Below are 15,092 nucleotides of genomic sequence, written 5' to 3'. Positions count from 1 at the left end.
GGGCCCGCGGCGGGGGGGGGGGGCGGCCCCCCACGACCGTCACCCCGCCGAGCGCTCCCGGAACACCCTCCGGTAGGCCGCCGGGGACGTCCCCACCCCGCGCCGGAAATGCTGCCGCAGCCCCGCGCCCGTCCCCAGGCCGGTGCGGGCCGCGACCGCCTCGACCGGCAGGTCCGTCGTCTCCAGCAGCTCCCGTGCCCGTGCCAGGCGCTGCCCGTTCAGCCACTTCAGCGGCGTCGTCCCGACCTGCTCGGCGACGCGGCGCCCGAAGGTGCGCGTGCTCATCCCCGCCCGCGCCGCCAGGTCCGCGACGGTGAGCGGCTCCTCCAGGCGTCCGGCCGCCCACTCCAGCACCCCGGACAGGGGGTCGGCCGCCGACGGCGCCTCCGTCCGGGCCGGAACGAACTGCGACTGGCCGCCCTCCCGGTGCGGGGCCACGACCATCCGGCGCCCGACGTCGGCGGCGGCCGACGCCCCGAAGTCCGTGCGCACGATGTGCAGGCACAGGTCGATGGCGGCGGCCGTCCCCGCGCTGGTGAGCACCGACCCCTCGTCGACGTAGATCGACCCCTCGTCCACCCGCACGCGCGGGTGGCGCCGCCGCAGCTCATCGGCGTACATCCAGTGAGTGGTCGCCTCGCGGCCGTCGAGGAGCCCCGCCTCGGCCAGGACGAACGCGCCCGTGCACAGCCCCGCGACGCGCGCCCCGCGCCCGTGGGCGGCGCGGAGCGCCTCCAGCAGCGCGCGCGGCGGCCGGTAGGAGGGCATCACGCACGCCGGGACCACGACCAGGTCGGCGGACTCCATCGCCTCCAGCCCGTGGTCGGCCGAGAGCCGCAGCCCGCCCGAAGCGCGGTGCGGACCCGTCCCGGTGCCGCACAGCACCAGCTCGTACCACCGGGGGTCCAGGTCACGCCGGTCGGGGCCGAACACGCCGCTGGGCACGGCCAGCTCGAACAGCGGGCAGTCCTCCAGGACGGGGACGACCACTCGGATCCGCTCTTCGCTCATGGCGCGAATCTATCGAACCGTGACGTTTTCGCCAATGGCGCACCACCGCCCCGACGAGCAGGCTGACCAGGCGTGATTGCGAAGAACGCACGGACACGGCCGCGGACGGCGGCGGGAACGGGGGGACCGATGGCGGAGTGGAAGGTGGCGCTGGCCGGAGTGGCGACCATCGGCGTGGGGTTCGGGTTCGCCCGGTACGGCTACGGCCTGTTCCTCCCCGAGATCCGCGCCGAGTTCGGGCTGTCCGTCGCGGAGGTCGGCCTGGTCGGCAGCGCCACCTACGTCGGCTACCTCGCCGCCCTCGTCCTGGTCGGCCTGCTCGCCGGGGTGGTCGGCCCGCGGGTGCCCATCGTCGCCGCGGGCGCCTCGGCCGCCGTCGGCATGGGGGCGGTCGCGGTCGCCGAGCACCCCGCCGTCGCCGTGGCGGGCCTGGTCCTGGCGGGCACCAGCTCCGGGTGGGCGTGGGCGCCGTACTCCGACGCCGTGCAGCTCCTCGCCCCGGAGGAGCGCCGCGCCGGCCTGCTGGCGCTGCTGCCCACCGGGACCGCCTTCGGCACCGCCGTCGCGGGCGTGCTCGCCCTGGCCGCGCGCGGGTCGGACTGGCGCCATGCGTGGCTCGCGTTCGCCGCGGTGGCGGTGGCGGTGACGCTGTACAACGCCCGCCTGATCCCCGGTACCCCGGTGCGTCCCGCCGACGGTGAGCGGAGTGCGCGCTCGGGCCCACGCGCCTTCCTCCGCCCGGATGCGGTGCCGCTGATGGCCACGGCCCTGTCCTACGGGCTGATCGGGTCGGTGTACTGGACCTTTGCGGTCGAGGCGGTCACCGCATCGGGGACGGGGGCCGACGCGGCACCGCTCTTCTGGACGCTGATGGGCGTCGCCGGGATCGGCGGCCTGGCCTCCGGGCGCCTGTTCGGCCGGCTCGGCCTGCGCCGCTCGCACACCGTGCTGTTCGCTGCCCTGGCGGCGGCCGTCGGCCTGCTGGCGGCCGTGCCCGGACCGCTCCCGGCGGCGGTCCCGGCGGCGGTCTCGGCCGTGCTCTACGGACCGGCGTTCATGGCGGTGTCCGGCCTGCTCGCGGTGGCGAGCCTGCGCCTGTTCCCCGAGCGCCCCGCCGCCGGGTTCAGCGGCGTCGTCTTCTTCCTCGGGGTGGGCACCGTCGTCGGACCGGCGGCGCTGGGCGCGGTGGCCGACGCCTACGGCCTCCGGGCGGCGTTCCTCGCCACCGCCGGGACCGCCCTGCTCACCCTGCCGATGCGCGGGGCGCGCCGTCCTGCCCGGCCCGCTTGCTCTCCTCGTAGTAACGCGCCATCTGTGCCCAATAGACCATGGTCAGGCCCATCATGACCGCGGTCCCCGCAGCCGCCGGGACCGCCTTGCGGCGCCACGCCGAGACCGCCGCGACCGTGTTGGCCGCCGACGCGACGGCCTGCACCGCGAGCGCGGCGTCCTTGGGGCGCTCGGTGATCCACAATTCCTCGCCGAGCATGGCCCTGGTCGCCCAGTCGGAGTCGTCCTCGGGCTCGGGGAACAGCACCGGGTTCACCGCGAACCAGGCCCCTACGGCGACGGCGTGCTTCCAGTTCCGCGTCCACAACGGGACGAGGATGAGCGGTGTGGTGGCCCAGCGGGTCCAGGCGCTCCAGGGGTTGCAGTGCCGCGCGAACACCGCCCGTCGGGCGCGCGCGATGACTCCCGTGCCTTCGCGGTCCTCGTCGGGGGAGGAGTGGTCCGCCATGGTGGGCCTCCGATCTTCCGGCCTCGGGCGGGTGGCGCGGGGACGGCCGTCCCCGCGCCACGCACCATCAGCCCTTGGTGACGCTGTAGACGTTGGTCTGCATCGATCCGGAGCCGCGGAAGACCTCCAGGCCCGACTGGACGCTGGACAGGTGCTGGTTCCAGCCGAGCTCGCCCCGGTTGGCCAGGTGGTCCGTGAACGCGGTCAGGTCCCCACTGTAGGAGTCGGTCCCGCTCGTGTGCACGAACGAGTGGACGTCCCAGAGGAGGTTCCCGTTCTCGTCCCTGATCTCGCCGCGGTACAGGTCCCACTGCTGGCCGCCGACGTTCACCGTGTCGACCTTCTGGCCCAGCGGTCCCGCGCCGTGGTGCGCGGACAGCCAGACCATCACCTCGTCGCTGGGGTCGTCCTGCCAGGTCGGGTCGGAGACGTCGTGGACCCACATGTCGTAGGCGACCGACACGGGGCCGTCGGTATTGATGTCGTAGTCCCACGTGGTGTTCAGGGACTCGTCGGTCCACAGCGGGACCGGGAGCCCCGTGTTGTCCGCGTTCCAGCCCCAGTGCCATCCGAGCACCGAACTGACGTAGGACTTCACCTCGTAGGGCTCGCCCTCCCACTGCCACTCGGTGCGCCACCCGATGGTGTCGCCGCTCTGGTACAGGTCCTCGACGCACTGGGAGCCGGATCCGGCGTCCTGCCCCCATACGTTGTTGTTGAGCCAGTACTTGCCCATGGGGATCGTGCCGAACGGTTCGCAGACGGTGGCGGCGGCGCTCGCGTCGTCGGCGGCCGCGGCGCTCGCGCCGGAGGTGAGCGCGGCGGTGGTCAGGAGCAGGGCCGCCGCCGCTCCGCCGAGGCGGGCAGGGGTGCGGGGGGTCGTGGCCATGGCGGGACTCTCCTTGTTCCTAGAGCGGGGGGAGATAGGGAGGGAGAGGCGGGACGCCTGAGGGGAAGCGTTTTCCCCCGCCAGGGGGCGCCCCGGGAAGGCCGACCTTAAGGTGTGACACCGCGTTCGGCAATCGCCTCAGGGGGCCCTATTTCACCCGGCGGAACGGGTGGGGCGGCGGGCGCGCCGGGGACGTTTCATCACTTGGAGTAAAGGAGCGATGATTCTCGGTTAGAGTCACCGTTCGGGTGGCCGTCCCGCCGGTCCGCCCGCCCCCGACGTCCTCCCGACCGCGCCAGGAGACCGATGCGCTCCCGACTCCTTCCCCTCTTCCCGATCGCCGCCATGGCCGTTCTCCTCGGCCCCGTGGCCCCGTCCGCGGACGCCGCCGACGGCTTGGGCCCCGTACGCCCGGCGTTCCCCGACAGCACCGACGACGTGTTCCTGAGCGAGGCGGTCGAAGCCGCCAACGCCCACCGCGCGCGGCACGGTGCGCCCCCGCTCGAACTCGACGGAGAGCTCAACGCCCACGCGCTGAAGCGCGCCCGCGAGTTCTCCGAATACGAGGGGCTGGAGGAGGGGAGCCGGGGGCGGGAGCCGGGGCGCGGTGAGACCGTCTACCGGTCCGCATCGACCGACCCCGGCGCCGTGCCGGGCGGCGGGGACGCCGTCGACCACTGGTACGCCGGGAGCGGGGGGTACGACTACGGCGACCCCGGTTTCTCCCCGGGGACCGGGGCCTTCACCCAGCTCGTGTGGAAGGCGACGACCAAGGTCGGCGCGGCGCGCGTCAGCGAGCCGGCGTCGCCGCAGGACACCTGGCGCGAGCACTACGTCGTCCTCGTCTACACGCCGCCCGGCAACATGCAGGGCGAGTACGGGGAGAACGTGCTGCCGCCGGAGGGGTGAGCGGGAGGGGGATCACTCCAGGGCGGCGACGGCGCGCTCGGCGACCGCGACCAGCGTCTCCTCGTCCTCGGAGAACCCGGCCTCGCCGGACCCGCCCCGCGCGTCACCGGCCTCGTTGGCGGTGACCCGCACCAGCACCTCGTCCACGCGCACCAGGACCTCGCTCGACGCCTTCAGGTCGTCGGAGTCGCCCCAACGGTAGTGGACCACCAGCGCCTCGTCGCCGAGGTCGGGCTCGTGCGAGTCGATGACCTCGGAGGTCCAGTACTCGTCGTCGGACTCTTCGAGGAGGTCCTCCGACTTCGACGCGAAATCCTCCTCGGCCGCGCGCGTCCCGCGGTCGAGCTCGCCATCGTCGTCGGTCGGCAGGCCGTAGGAGACGCGCAGCCACCCCAGGGTCCCGTCGGAGAACTCGCTGTACCAGGAGCAGTCCGAGCTGTTCTCGTCGACCGACGCGTTCGGCAACTGGGCGCCGACCTCGTCGAGCTGGGCGCGGGTCGGGACGCCGCACGGGGGCTCGGGCAGGTCCTCGTTGCGGGGCGAGGCCCCCTCCGGTGCGGACGGCCCGCCGAGGGCGAGCACGGCCCCGGTGGTCCCGGCGACCACGGCGTAGGCCCCGAGGGTGACCGCCGCCGTGATCGCCACGGTGCGCCCGGTCCGGCCGCGCCGCGGCGGCGGGGGCTGAGGCGGGGCCTGGGGGACGTTCGGTGGGCCTGTGTACACGCCCGTACTCCTTCCGGTTCCGGGTCAGCCGCCGAACGCCGCCGCGGCGGCGTCGCCGAGGAGGTCCTCGGCTTCGTCGATGTCCACCGGCTCGGCGTCGTCGGGGAAGGCGAGGACGAGCGTGCCCACCACGTCCCCGTCGCGGACGATGACGGTCGCGCGCTGCTCCGAGCCGTCGGTGTAGTCGAAGCCGTCGTCGATGTCGGCGAGGATGAGCACGCTCTCCTCGCCCAGGCCGAGGTCCCGTTCCTCGGTCTCGGCCTCCGCCTCCTCCGGCGCGTACGGGTCGGGCTCCGAGGCCTGCTCGATCCGCTGCTCGTAGGCGGCGTCGGCGTCCCGGGGCGCCTCTTCGTCCCCGTACCGCTCCGTGAGCTCGGAGTCGGACTCGGTGTAGGGGACGAGCCAGCGGGCGGTCAGGTCGGCCTCTCGCCCGTCGACCTCGGCCTTCCACGAGCACAGGGTCTCGTAGCGCATCGTGCTCTGGGACTCCGGCTCGGCGTCGAGGCCGCGGAGGACGTCCTCCCCGATGGCCCCGCAGGGGTCGGCCGGGAGGCCGGGGGCGGTCCGCGGCCCGGAGGTGGAGAGGCGGTCGTAGGCGTAGACGCCCGCCGCGGTGAGCGAGCCGGCGACGACCAGTGTCACGGCGACGGTGATGCCGACGACCACCCCGGTGCGGGCGGGCGGGGGCATCGGCGGCGCCGGGGGACCGGGTGGGCCGGGTGGGCCGTACGGGGGCGGGGGAGGCGGATGCGTCATGGGGATGGTCCTAGCCGGGGAGAGGGGGCGGGACTCCCCCCAATCGTTGCATACGGTGATCGGGTGATTCGTGCGGGGTAGCCGGGACCCCTGTGTGTGAGCGTTCACAATGCGTAACGGTTAGGAAACTATCCAGTTCTCCCGGATTGCCCCCGTCGGCGCCCCGTCCGACACTCGGGTCTCGTGCCTCCCATGTGGGAGCGCTCCCAAGAAACCGAGGAAAGGCCGACCATGGCACGTACCCGCGAAAGACGGCGTGTCCTCCGCGTCCCCCGCCTCAGGCCCGTCCCCGCGGCCGCCGCCGCGCTCGTGATCGGCGCCGCCGGCCTCGTGGCGGCCGACGCGCTGCGGGACCCCTCCGGGGCCGCCCCGGCGTCCGCCGACTCCGCCGTCGTCCCCGTGGGCGCCGGGAGCTACACCGACGTGCGCCCCGAAGGCGAGCCGGGGCCGAGCGACCAGAACGGCGACGCCGTCGAACCCAAGGTGACGGACGGCTTCACCGGCCCCGCACCGACCAACGAGTGGTGGTCGTCGCTCATCTACCAGCGCTATCCCGACAACCCCTACGGCGAGAACCTCTTCGCCCACCCGTTCAGCTTCCGCCCGCACTCGGGCGGGCTGGAGGTGGGCTACCCGCAGGAGCACCAGCTGGTCGGCGACGGGCTGAAGTACGAGTACCCCCACACCGCCGACCTCACCATGGGCGCCACCGGGCTGGACGCCCCGCGCACCGAGGTCGCCGACAGCGGGGACTGGACCGTCACCGCCCAGTGGGAGGGCGGCGGCACCCTGCGCACCACCATCGGCCAGGGCCTGCCCTTCGCCTACGCCGAGACCGAGGGGGCCGACCCCGAGGTCGCCTTCGAAGGCGCGCCAGAGGTGTGGCAGTCCGAGGGCGGCGTGGTCGGTGCCAGCGTCGGCGGGCGGCACTACGCGCTGTTCGCCCCCTCCGGGGCCGAGTGGGCCCGCTCCGGCGACACCTTCACCGCGGCCGGCGCCGACCACTACTCGGTCGCCGTGCTGCCCGACCCCGGCGACCTGGACGCGTTCGCGCCCTACGCCCACTCCTTCGTGACCGATTCGCGCGTGGAGTACTCCTACGACGAGGCGGCAGCCGAGCTCACCACCACCTACCGGCTCACCACCGAGCCGAAGGAGGGCACCGAGGACGGCACGCTCATGGCGCTCTACCCGCACCAGTGGGAGAACGCCGACGACCCGCTCACCGACCTGGCCTACGCCTCGCCGCGCGGGGAGATGCGCGTCGTCGACGGGCCGGAGTTCACCACCTCGCTCACCACGCAGGGCCTGATGCCGAGCCTGCCCACGGCCGAGGGCGCCGACGAGGAGCGCATGCGGGCCCTCATCGACGAGGAGCTGAACCACGAGGACCCGTTCCGCGGAGGCGACGACACCTACTGGAACGGCAAGGCGCTGGGACGGCTGGCCCAGCTCGTGCCCATCGCCGACTCCATCGGCTACACCGAGGGCCGGGACGGGCTGCTGGAGCTGGTCAAGGGCCGCCTGGAGGACTGGCTGACCGCCGGAGAGGGCGGGCGGCAGTTCCACTACGACTCCACCTGGGGCACCGTGCTCGGCTACCCGGACTCGTTCGGGGCGGCCGACCAGATCAACGACCACGACTTCCACTACGGCTACTTCGTGCAGGCCGCAGCCGTCGTCGCCCGCTACGACCGCGACTGGGCCGCCGAGGACGCCTGGGGAGGCATGGTCCGCATGCTCATCCGGGACGTCGCCGAGACCGACCCGGAGTCGGACATGTTCCCGCGGCTGCGCTCCTTCTCGCCCTACGCCGGGCACGGCTGGGCGTCCGGGCACGCCGGCTTCGCCGCGGGCAACAACCAGGAGTCGTCGTCGGAGGGCATGCACTTCGCCGCCGCCACGGCCCACTTCGGCGCGGCCACCGGCGACGAGGAGCTGCGCGACCTGGGGGTCTTCCTGCACACGACGCAGGCCTCGACGGTGACCCGGTACTGGCAGGACGCCGGGGGCGGGACGTTCCCCGACGACTTCGGGCACGACGTCGTCGGCATGGTGTGGGGCGACGGCGGCGACTACCGGATCTGGTGGGACGGCGGCGACGAGGAGCACTACGGCATCAACTACCTGCCGATCACCGCGTCCTCGCTGTACCTGGGGTACGACCCCGAGCACGCCGCCGCCATGCACGCCTCCCTGGAGGAGAGGCTGGGCGGGCAGCCGGAGATCTGGCGGGACGTCCACTGGGAGCACCAGGCGCTCTCCGACGGGCCGGGAGCGCTGGCCAGGTTCGAGGAGCAGTGGTCCTCCTACGAGCCCGAGGCGGGCGAGTCCAAGGCGCACACCTACCAGTGGGTGTCGACGCTGGCCGGCGCCGGAACGGTGGACACCTCGGTGACCGCGGACACCGCGCACTACGCCGTGTTCGACGACGGCGGGACGAAGACCTACACGGCCTTCAACCCCGGCACGGCGCCGCTGGAGGTCGCCTTCTCCGACGGGACCACCATGGGCCTGGAGCCGGGCGAACTGGGGACCACCACCTCCTGAGCGCCGCCGGAACCGGCCGTCTTCACCCCGGTTTAATGTCCCCGACATAGGGTGGACGGGTGACATGTCCCAAGTGCCAAGGCCGCATGCAGACCTTCGACCGGCAGGGGATCCACATCGAGCAGTGCCAGGGCTGCCGTGGGATCTTCCTCGACCGCGGTGAGCTGGAGCAGATCATCCGGGCGGAGGAGAGCCACTACGGCGCTCCCCCGCCCTACCCCGGCCAGCAGCCGCACCACGGCGGACCGGCCTACCCGGTTCCGCCGGACTCGCCGCGGGGGTACCGCGGCCGTCCCGACTCGCCGCGCCCTTACGGGCACGGGGGATACGGCTACAAGGACTCCCCGAAGCCGTACGGGGGCGGGTACGGGTACAAGGACTCGCCGCGCCCCTACGGGCGGAGGAAGAACAAGAGCTTCCTGGAACAGCTCTTCGATTGAACCCGCTCATCTGCCCCGAGTGCGGGGAGCTCGACGAGGCGCCCGCCGCCGGACCGTCGGGGGAGGGGCTGCGCTGCCGCTTCTGCGGACACGCGCGGCCCCTCCTTCGCATGCCCCTGTTCTGTGTGACCGGACCGAGCGGGACCGGCAAGTCGACCGTCGGGCGGCTGCTGGTCGAGGCGCTGTCGGACCGGTACGTCGTCCTCGAACAGGACGTGCTGTGGGTCGAAGGGCTGCGCGACGACTCCTACGACCACCGGCCGTTCCGCTCGACCTGGCTGCGCACGGCCGCGATGATCCAGCAGAGCGGGAGGCCGGTGGTGCTCTTCGGGACGGTGGTGCCGCCCGAGTTCGAGCCGCTGCCCGAGCGCGTCCTGTTCTCGCGCATCCACTACCTCGCGCTGACGTGCGACCCGGAGGTGCTCGCCGCCCGGCTGCGCGCGCGGCCGTCCTGGCGGGAGTGGGACGAGGAGCGGATCGCGGAGATGCTGGAGTACGCGCGGTGGGTGGAGGACACCGCCGCGGAGATGGACCCGCCCGTCGACCTTCTGGACACGACCACCTCGCCCCCTGAGGAGACGGCCAAGGCCGTCCAGAGGTGGGTGGAACGGGTGTCCCAGGGCGCCTGAATCCCCGGCCGTCGGGGCGGAACCGGCCGAGCCCCGGTCTCGTCGTAGTGGTCCCCATCCGCCGGGCTCTCCGGCGCCGTGATTCCTCACCGCTAGGAAAACAACACCGCTATGACCGACTTCCCGGGCCTGGACGACGTCGACTGGGGTTCGATGGGGCACGCCTACGGCACCGCCGAGGACGTGCCGGACATGCTGCGACGGATGGCCTCCGGCGACCCCGGCGAGCGCGGCAAGGCGTTCTCCGAGTTCTACGGGGCCGTCCACCACCAGGGCGACGTGTACGAGAGCACCGTCGCCGCGGTGCCGTTCCTGATCCATGCCCTGCGCGATCCTGCGGCGCGGGACAAGGACGATCTGATGGCGCTGCTGGCGAGCGTCGGCGGGGTCGATATCGAAGACCTCCACATGGTGCACGACAACGTCGGCTACTACGAGCAGGTCCTTGAAGGCTCGGACCCGCTGACCGGCGGTGGCGACGTCGCCCGCGTCGTTCCTCCCGCGGAGGTCCTCGCAGGTGAGGACGGCGACCGCCCCGGGTTCGCGGAGATCATCGAGCGGAACCTCCAGAACGGCAACACCTACGCGCGCGCCGCGATCGCAGTGGCCGAGGGGCGGCCGGAGTACGTGCGCCTGCTCGCTGACCCCGACCCCGCCATCCGGGAGACCGCCTGCATGGCGGCGGTGGCGGGCGTCCCGGACGCGGAGACCACCGCCGCCCTGCTGGAGCGCCTCCACGAGGACGAGCATCCCGTGGTCGCGGAGTCCGCGGCCACGCTCCTGGGGATCGTCGCCGTCCGCTCCCGGCCGGAGGAGACCGCCCCCATCGCGGACGGGCTGGCGGAGGCCGCCGTGCGCAACGCGAGCCCGTCGGTGCGGATGCGCGCTTTCACCGAGCTGATGCGGCGCTTCCCCGGCCGCCCGTCCCCGCTCGACACGGACGCGATCCTGGACCTGGTGGCCGGGGTCCGGGCCGAGGAGGTGCCGCCCCTCCAGGGCGACGGGGACCGGTCGTACTACCACCGGGTGCTGCTCACCCTGGTCGACTACGCGCTGGACGGCCGGATCGATGAGCGGTGGGCCCTTCTGGAGCGGCTCTTGGAGCGGCCCGACCTGGAGAGCGCCGTCAGGACGCTCACCATGGTGCGGGAACTGGTCGAGGGCTGGCGCGGCGACCACTGTGCGCTGATCGCACGCGCCCTCGACTTCCTCGGGGCCGAGGACGACGACGAGGAGGCCGTGAAGGTCGCCGTCGAGGCGGCGCGGGTCGTGATCACGGCGGGCCCGGTGGCCGCCCCGCTCGCCGACGCCATCGGGGACGTGCTGGAGTCCTCCGACGGAGGCGCGGTGCTCGAAGCCGCCACCGACCTGTGGGCCGAGATCGGCGACCCGCGGGCGCCGGAGATCATCGAGGAGATGCTCGACGTCGAGCACTGGGCCGAGTTCGCGCTGATGAAGGCGCAGAGCATGGGGGCCGCCGGTGTGGACCTGGGCCCCGCCCTGCAGGAGTTCCTCGCCGCCCGGCTGGCCGAGGAGGAGCCGGAGTACGAGGCCGTCAAGGACGCCGTCCGGGCGGTGACGGCGGTCGGCGCCGACGCGAGTGCCGCGGTGCCCTTCCTGCTGGCCCAGGAGCCCGGCCGGGAGGTCTTCGAGCTCTTCGGGCTCATCGGGGCGGGTGCGCGGGAGGCGGCCCCCGTCCTCGCGGGCCACATGGCCGACGGTGAGCTGCCCGCGTGGGGGCCGCCGCTGGCGGCGAACGCGTACTGGCTGATCACCGGGGACCCCGAGCCGGTGCTGCAGGTCCTGGCGAGGGTCATCGCGGAGCGCGGCGCCTGCCTGGACGACGCTCTGGAGACGGCGCAGCTCATGGGAGCCGCGGCCGCCCCCTTGGCGGACCTCGTCCGTGCGTGCGTCGAGAACCCGGCGGAGGTCCGGTGGCGCAGCTGGGCGGTCGAGAACCGGAGCCGTGCGGCGCAGGCCCTGTGGGCGGTGACGGGCGATACGGAGGCCGGGCTCGCCGCGCTCCTGGCCGCGTGGAACGAGCAGCCGTCGGCGGACATCGCGGAGGCGTTCGAGCAGATGGGGACCGCCGCGGCCCCCGCCGCTCCGCTGCTGCGCCGGGAGCTCGCCCAGTGGCGCCGCGCCAATCTGCGCCGCGGCGTCGCGATCCGGGTGGGCGACCGCCACCCCGACTTCCGGGCGGCCCGCACGGACGAGGAGCTGCGCGAGGCCTGCACCCGCGCGCTGGCGGCGATCGAGGGCTGACCGGTACGGGCGGCCCGGCCCTCAATCCTCGTCAGGGCGTGACCGGCGGACGGCCATGGCGGCGAGGACCGCCAGGCCGCCGATGCACGTCCAGGCGAAGGCGTCTCCGATGCGGGAGTACACCGTGGCCACCCCATCGGTCGGGACCTCTGCGATCAACGTGTGCCGCTCGGTCGTGTAGTAGTCGGCACCGGCGATCGGGCGGCCCAGTGGGTCCGCCGCGTTGGAGATGCCCCGGCTCGCCTGGCGGACGAGGGAGTATCCGTTCTCCACGGATCGCATCACCGAGGCCCGCGCGTGCAGCCTCTTGATCCCCGGCCAGGTGTTGGCGCTGTTGAGCATGATGTCGACCGACGCCGCCCCCGCCTGGCGCTGCAGTGCCGGGAAGTCGCCGTCGTAGCAGACGGCCCCGGACAGGCGGCCGAACGGGGTGTCGGCGGTCGGCAGCACACCGGGCCCCGGCTCGTACGGCTCCAGGACCGGGACGGGGCGGCTCTTGGCGTACTCCCACACCTGCTCCCCGTCCGGGCCGATGAGGATCTGCAGGTTGTCGATGTGCGGGGCCTCCTCGGTGTAGACGGACACCGCGGCGGCGACATGGACGCCCTGCTCCTCGGCGACCTCGGCGACGTCGCCGAGCAGCCGCTCCTTGTCCTCTTCGAGGGTGAACGCGGCGGACTCGGCCCACACCACGACCTCCGCGCCCGCGCGTGCCTCCCGTTCCGTGCTCTCCAGCAGGTCCTCGTTGGCGATGGCGAACCGCTCCCGCATCCACTCGGGGTCCGCGTCGAGGATGGCCTCCAGGGAGTCCAGCTCCCTGAACGTCGGGGCGAGCCCGTCCCAGGCCGCCTTGGAGGTGCTGATCCCCGCGACGCGGACGGTCTCCTGTGCGGGCGGGGTGAAGGCCAGGCGCGCGCCGCCGAGGAGCAGGACCGCCGTCAGCACGGTGCCGAAGACGACCGCGCCCCGGAGCGCGGGACGCGCCGCCGGCCCCCGCTCCCACAGGCCCACGGCCACCGGTGCCGCCCAGGCGACGAGGAAGCTCACCCCGTACACCCCCGTCACGGACGCGACCTGGACCAGCGGCAGGTTCGCCGCCTGCGTGGTCCCGAGCACGCCGTACAGCGTCCCGACCGGTGTGACGAGCGTGCCGGCCAGCTCGGCGCCGACCTTGGCGGCGGGGAAGACGAGCGTGGCCAGGACCGGGCTCCGGGTGCCCAGGCGGCGCGCCAGGTACCGGTCGGCGATGTAGGGGAGCGCCAGGAGGGGCGCGAGGGGAAGGGCGACGAGCAGGAGCGGGGGAGAGAACACCTCGGCGGAGACGAGCCAGGCCGCGGTCGTCGCGGCCGAGGAGAGGACGATCCCGGCGGCCGAGGACACTCCGCCCCCGGTCCGCGTGAACCGGAGCAGGAGGACGGGGTAGGCCCAGGCGAGCAGGGCGATGTCGAACCTGGCCTGCATGGCGAGGAACGACAGGCCCGTCCCCCCGGCGAGCCAGGCCCAGCGGTGCCATGAGGGGTGTTGCGTTCGGGGTCTCATGGGCCGGAACGCTACGGACGGGCCGGGGCCCGCGTCTGTAGAGCCGCCCGCACGATCGGGTGCGGGTTTCCGCACCTCACACGGCGGGGCCGCCGTGCCTGGTCGCGGCGGCGATGGCCGCGGCCAGGGCGGGCATGTCGCCCTCCTCCAGGGCCGACACCGTCACCCGCAGCGCCGGGCGCGCGCCGTTGCGGAACCGGGACCCCGGGGACACCGCCCACCCGCGTGCCAGCAGGCCCGCCACCGCGGCCCCCTCGTCCGGCACCGGGACCCACACGTTCACGCCCGACCGCCCGCGCGCCTCCAGGCCGTGCCCGGCCAGGTGGTCGATCAGGGCGGTCCTGCGCCCGGTGTAAGAGCGCCCCACCTCCTCGGCGGAGACCGCGCCCGCGCGCCACATCTCCACGAACGCCTCCTGGAGGGCGTGGCTCACCCACCCGGGCCCCGTCTGGATCAGGGCGCGCACCCGGTCGACGGTCACCATGTCCCCCGCGAGCATCGCCAGCCGCAGGTCCGGGCCGTACCCCTTGGCGACCGACCGGACGACCGCCCAGCGGTCCGTGGCGCCGAACACCCCGTGGCAGGGCAGCTCCACCCAGCCGAACCCGTGGTCGTCCTCGACGGTCAGCACCGCGGGGTGCTCGGACAGCACCCCGCGCAGGGCCCTGGCCCGTTCCGCGCTGAGCGCGGCCCCGGTGGGGTTCTGCGCCCGGTTGGTGACGACCACGGCGCGGGCGCCCGCGCGCAGGGCCGCGGACAGCTCGCCCGGCAGCGGCCCCTCGTCGTCGACCGCCATCGGCACGCTCTTGAGCCCGATCGCGGCGAGCAGGTCGTGCTCGCTGGGCCAGCCGGGGTCCTCCAGGGCCACCGTGTCGCCGGGGCGCAGCGCCGAGCGCAGCACCCGGTCGACGCCGTCCAGCGCGCCGGAGGTCACCGCGAGCGAGGCCGCCGGGACGCCGTCGGCCCCGAACACCTCCCCGGCCGCCTCGGCCATGGCGGGCAGCACCGGCGCGTCGCCGTACAGCGGGGGCGCGCCGGTGCTTCTGCGGCGGGCCACCGCCGCCAGGGCGGCGCCCAGGTCCGGCAGGAGCCGCGGGTCGGGATTGCCGGTGGCGGCGTCGACGGTCCCCGGCGGCACCGCGCCGGGGCCGGTCTCGCGCGGGGCGGCGGCGGGGCGCTGCCGCACCCGGGTGCCGCGCCGTCCGCCGGTCTCCACCAGTCCCCGGTCGCGCAGCAGGCGGTAGGCCGCCGCCACGGTGTTGGGGTTGACCCCCAGCTCCCCGGCGAGGTCGCGGATGGGGGGCAGGAGCGCCCCCGCCTGGAGTCCTCCGCCGACGATCTCCCGTTCCACGCTGTCGGCGATCTCGTGCGAGCCGCGTCCGGTGATGACCATGACCGCATTATCCAGCAGTGCGGCCCCGCCGGGCACACCGGCGCGGCGGGCCCCGGTGCGCCGAACGGCCGGCGCGCGGCGGCGCAAAGGGGCCGGCCCGGCGCGGCGGATGGACGAATACCGGTGGACCGCGATTCACTTCCATTTCCTCTTTATTTTTTATCGATTGTTCATTGCGTGCTGCGCAATGCGTTGCGTCCTGCGATTCTTCGGGGGTGGCGCGGAATGCGGCTCCGGCGGCTCCGCGGGC

Annotated in this window: 13 protein-coding genes; 6 read left to right on the top strand and 7 right to left on the bottom strand. The window is 74.0% G+C overall.

The features are described 5' to 3' along the window. Window positions 1–39 precede the first annotated feature (39 nt). The gene (locus O4J56_RS01425) at window positions 40–1,011 is read right to left on the bottom strand and encodes a GlxA family transcriptional regulator (RefSeq protein WP_270683198.1); all 972 of its coding nucleotides are present in this window, start codon (window positions 1,009–1,011) and stop codon (window positions 40–42) included. Between the two features lie 129 nt (window positions 1,012–1,140). Here O4J56_RS01425 and O4J56_RS01420 point away from each other — a divergent pair, with 129 nt between their 5' ends. Then, a complete protein-coding gene (locus tag O4J56_RS01420) occupies window positions 1,141–2,358 on the top strand; it encodes a YbfB/YjiJ family MFS transporter (RefSeq protein WP_270683197.1) in 1,218 nt (405 codons plus the stop codon). Here the strand turns inward: O4J56_RS01420 and O4J56_RS01415 are convergent. Both O4J56_RS01415 and O4J56_RS01410 read right to left on the bottom strand, forming a co-directional pair. Then, window positions 2,255–2,749: a DUF6653 family protein gene (locus O4J56_RS01415; protein ID WP_270683196.1), complete on the bottom strand. Its 495-nt coding sequence runs from the start codon at window positions 2,747–2,749 to the stop codon at window positions 2,255–2,257. The genes O4J56_RS01420 and O4J56_RS01415 overlap by 104 nt on opposite strands. A gap of 67 nt (window positions 2,750–2,816) precedes the next feature. Further along, window positions 2,817–3,638 carry a GH12 family glycosyl hydrolase domain-containing protein gene (locus O4J56_RS01410; protein WP_270683195.1) on the bottom strand — a complete coding sequence of 274 codons (822 nt, stop codon included), beginning with the start codon at window positions 3,636–3,638 and terminating at the stop codon, window positions 2,817–2,819. A 306-nt stretch (window positions 3,639–3,944) separates the two neighbouring features. On the opposite strand from O4J56_RS01410, the gene O4J56_RS01405 reads away from it, so the two are divergent. Then, window positions 3,945–4,547 carry a CAP family protein gene (locus O4J56_RS01405; RefSeq protein WP_270683194.1) on the top strand — a complete coding sequence of 201 codons (603 nt, stop codon included), beginning with the start codon at window positions 3,945–3,947 and terminating at the stop codon, window positions 4,545–4,547. A gap of 12 nt (window positions 4,548–4,559) precedes the next feature. On the opposite strand, the gene O4J56_RS01400 is transcribed toward O4J56_RS01405, so the two are convergent. Further along, complete coding sequence (locus O4J56_RS01400) at window positions 4,560–5,270, bottom strand: hypothetical protein (RefSeq protein WP_270683193.1); 711 nt, start codon at window positions 5,268–5,270, stop codon at window positions 4,560–4,562. A 24-nt stretch (window positions 5,271–5,294) separates the two neighbouring features. Beyond that, window positions 5,295–6,026, bottom strand: coding sequence for a hypothetical protein (locus O4J56_RS01395; protein WP_270683192.1), 732 nt, complete (start codon window positions 6,024–6,026; stop codon window positions 5,295–5,297). A gap of 231 nt (window positions 6,027–6,257) precedes the next feature. Here O4J56_RS01395 and O4J56_RS01390 point away from each other — a divergent pair, with 231 nt between their 5' ends. From O4J56_RS01390 to O4J56_RS01375, 4 genes are all read left to right on the top strand, one after another. Beyond that, window positions 6,258–8,576 carry a glycosyl hydrolase gene (locus O4J56_RS01390; protein ID WP_270683191.1) on the top strand — a complete coding sequence of 773 codons (2,319 nt, stop codon included), beginning with the start codon at window positions 6,258–6,260 and terminating at the stop codon, window positions 8,574–8,576. 59 nt (window positions 8,577–8,635) lie between these two features. Beyond that, window positions 8,636–9,016 (top strand): TFIIB-type zinc ribbon-containing protein, encoded by a 381-nt coding sequence (locus O4J56_RS01385; RefSeq protein ID WP_270683190.1) that lies wholly within the window; start codon window positions 8,636–8,638, stop codon window positions 9,014–9,016. Next, window positions 9,013–9,645 (top strand): AAA family ATPase, encoded by a 633-nt coding sequence (locus tag O4J56_RS01380; RefSeq protein WP_270683189.1) that lies wholly within the window; start codon window positions 9,013–9,015, stop codon window positions 9,643–9,645. The genes O4J56_RS01385 and O4J56_RS01380 overlap by 4 nt, the downstream gene beginning before the upstream one ends. A 111-nt stretch (window positions 9,646–9,756) precedes the next feature. Beyond that, on the top strand, window positions 9,757–11,910 hold the full coding sequence (locus O4J56_RS01375) for a hypothetical protein (RefSeq protein WP_270683188.1): 2,154 nt from the start codon (window positions 9,757–9,759) through the stop codon (window positions 11,908–11,910). Between the two features lie 21 nt (window positions 11,911–11,931). Here O4J56_RS01375 and O4J56_RS01370 read toward each other — a convergent pair whose 3' ends face one another. Further along, entirely contained in the window at window positions 11,932–13,449 is a 1,518-nt protein-coding gene (locus tag O4J56_RS01370) for a nitrilase-related carbon-nitrogen hydrolase (protein ID WP_270683187.1), read from the bottom strand. A 76-nt stretch (window positions 13,450–13,525) separates the two neighbouring features. Further along, complete coding sequence (locus O4J56_RS01365) at window positions 13,526–14,842, bottom strand: aminotransferase class I/II-fold pyridoxal phosphate-dependent enzyme (RefSeq protein WP_270683186.1); 1,317 nt, start codon at window positions 14,840–14,842, stop codon at window positions 13,526–13,528. Window positions 14,843–15,092 lie beyond the last annotated feature (250 nt).

This window comes from Nocardiopsis endophytica, from assembly GCF_027706725.1.
GTDB lineage: Bacteria > Actinomycetota > Actinomycetes > Streptosporangiales > Streptosporangiaceae > Nocardiopsis_A > Nocardiopsis_A endophytica.
This window is presented reverse-complemented; position numbering and strand designations above follow the sequence as displayed.

What these genes read in the sequence shown, in the direction of transcription:
- O4J56_RS01425 (WP_270683198.1), bottom strand. Translation starts at nt 1,011, where the DNA reads ATGAGCGAAGAGCGGATCCGAGTGGTCGTCCCCGTCCTGGAGGACTGC.
- O4J56_RS01420 (WP_270683197.1), top strand. Translation starts at nt 1,141, where the DNA reads ATGGCGGAGTGGAAGGTGGCGCTGGCCGGAGTGGCGACCATCGGCGTG.
- O4J56_RS01415 (WP_270683196.1), bottom strand. Translation starts at nt 2,749, where the DNA reads ATGGCGGACCACTCCTCCCCCGACGAGGACCGCGAAGGCACGGGAGTC.
- O4J56_RS01410 (WP_270683195.1), bottom strand. Translation starts at nt 3,638, where the DNA reads ATGGCCACGACCCCCCGCACCCCTGCCCGCCTCGGCGGAGCGGCGGCG.
- O4J56_RS01405 (WP_270683194.1), top strand. Translation starts at nt 3,945, where the DNA reads ATGCGCTCCCGACTCCTTCCCCTCTTCCCGATCGCCGCCATGGCCGTT.
- O4J56_RS01395 (WP_270683192.1), bottom strand. Translation starts at nt 6,026, where the DNA reads ATGACGCATCCGCCTCCCCCGCCCCCGTACGGCCCACCCGGCCCACCC.
- O4J56_RS01390 (WP_270683191.1), top strand. Translation starts at nt 6,258, where the DNA reads ATGGCACGTACCCGCGAAAGACGGCGTGTCCTCCGCGTCCCCCGCCTC.
- O4J56_RS01375 (WP_270683188.1), top strand. Translation starts at nt 9,757, where the DNA reads ATGACCGACTTCCCGGGCCTGGACGACGTCGACTGGGGTTCGATGGGG.
- O4J56_RS01370 (WP_270683187.1), bottom strand. Translation starts at nt 13,449, where the DNA reads ATGAGACCCCGAACGCAACACCCCTCATGGCACCGCTGGGCCTGGCTC.
- O4J56_RS01365 (WP_270683186.1), bottom strand. Translation starts at nt 14,842, where the DNA reads ATGGTCATCACCGGACGCGGCTCGCACGAGATCGCCGACAGCGTGGAA.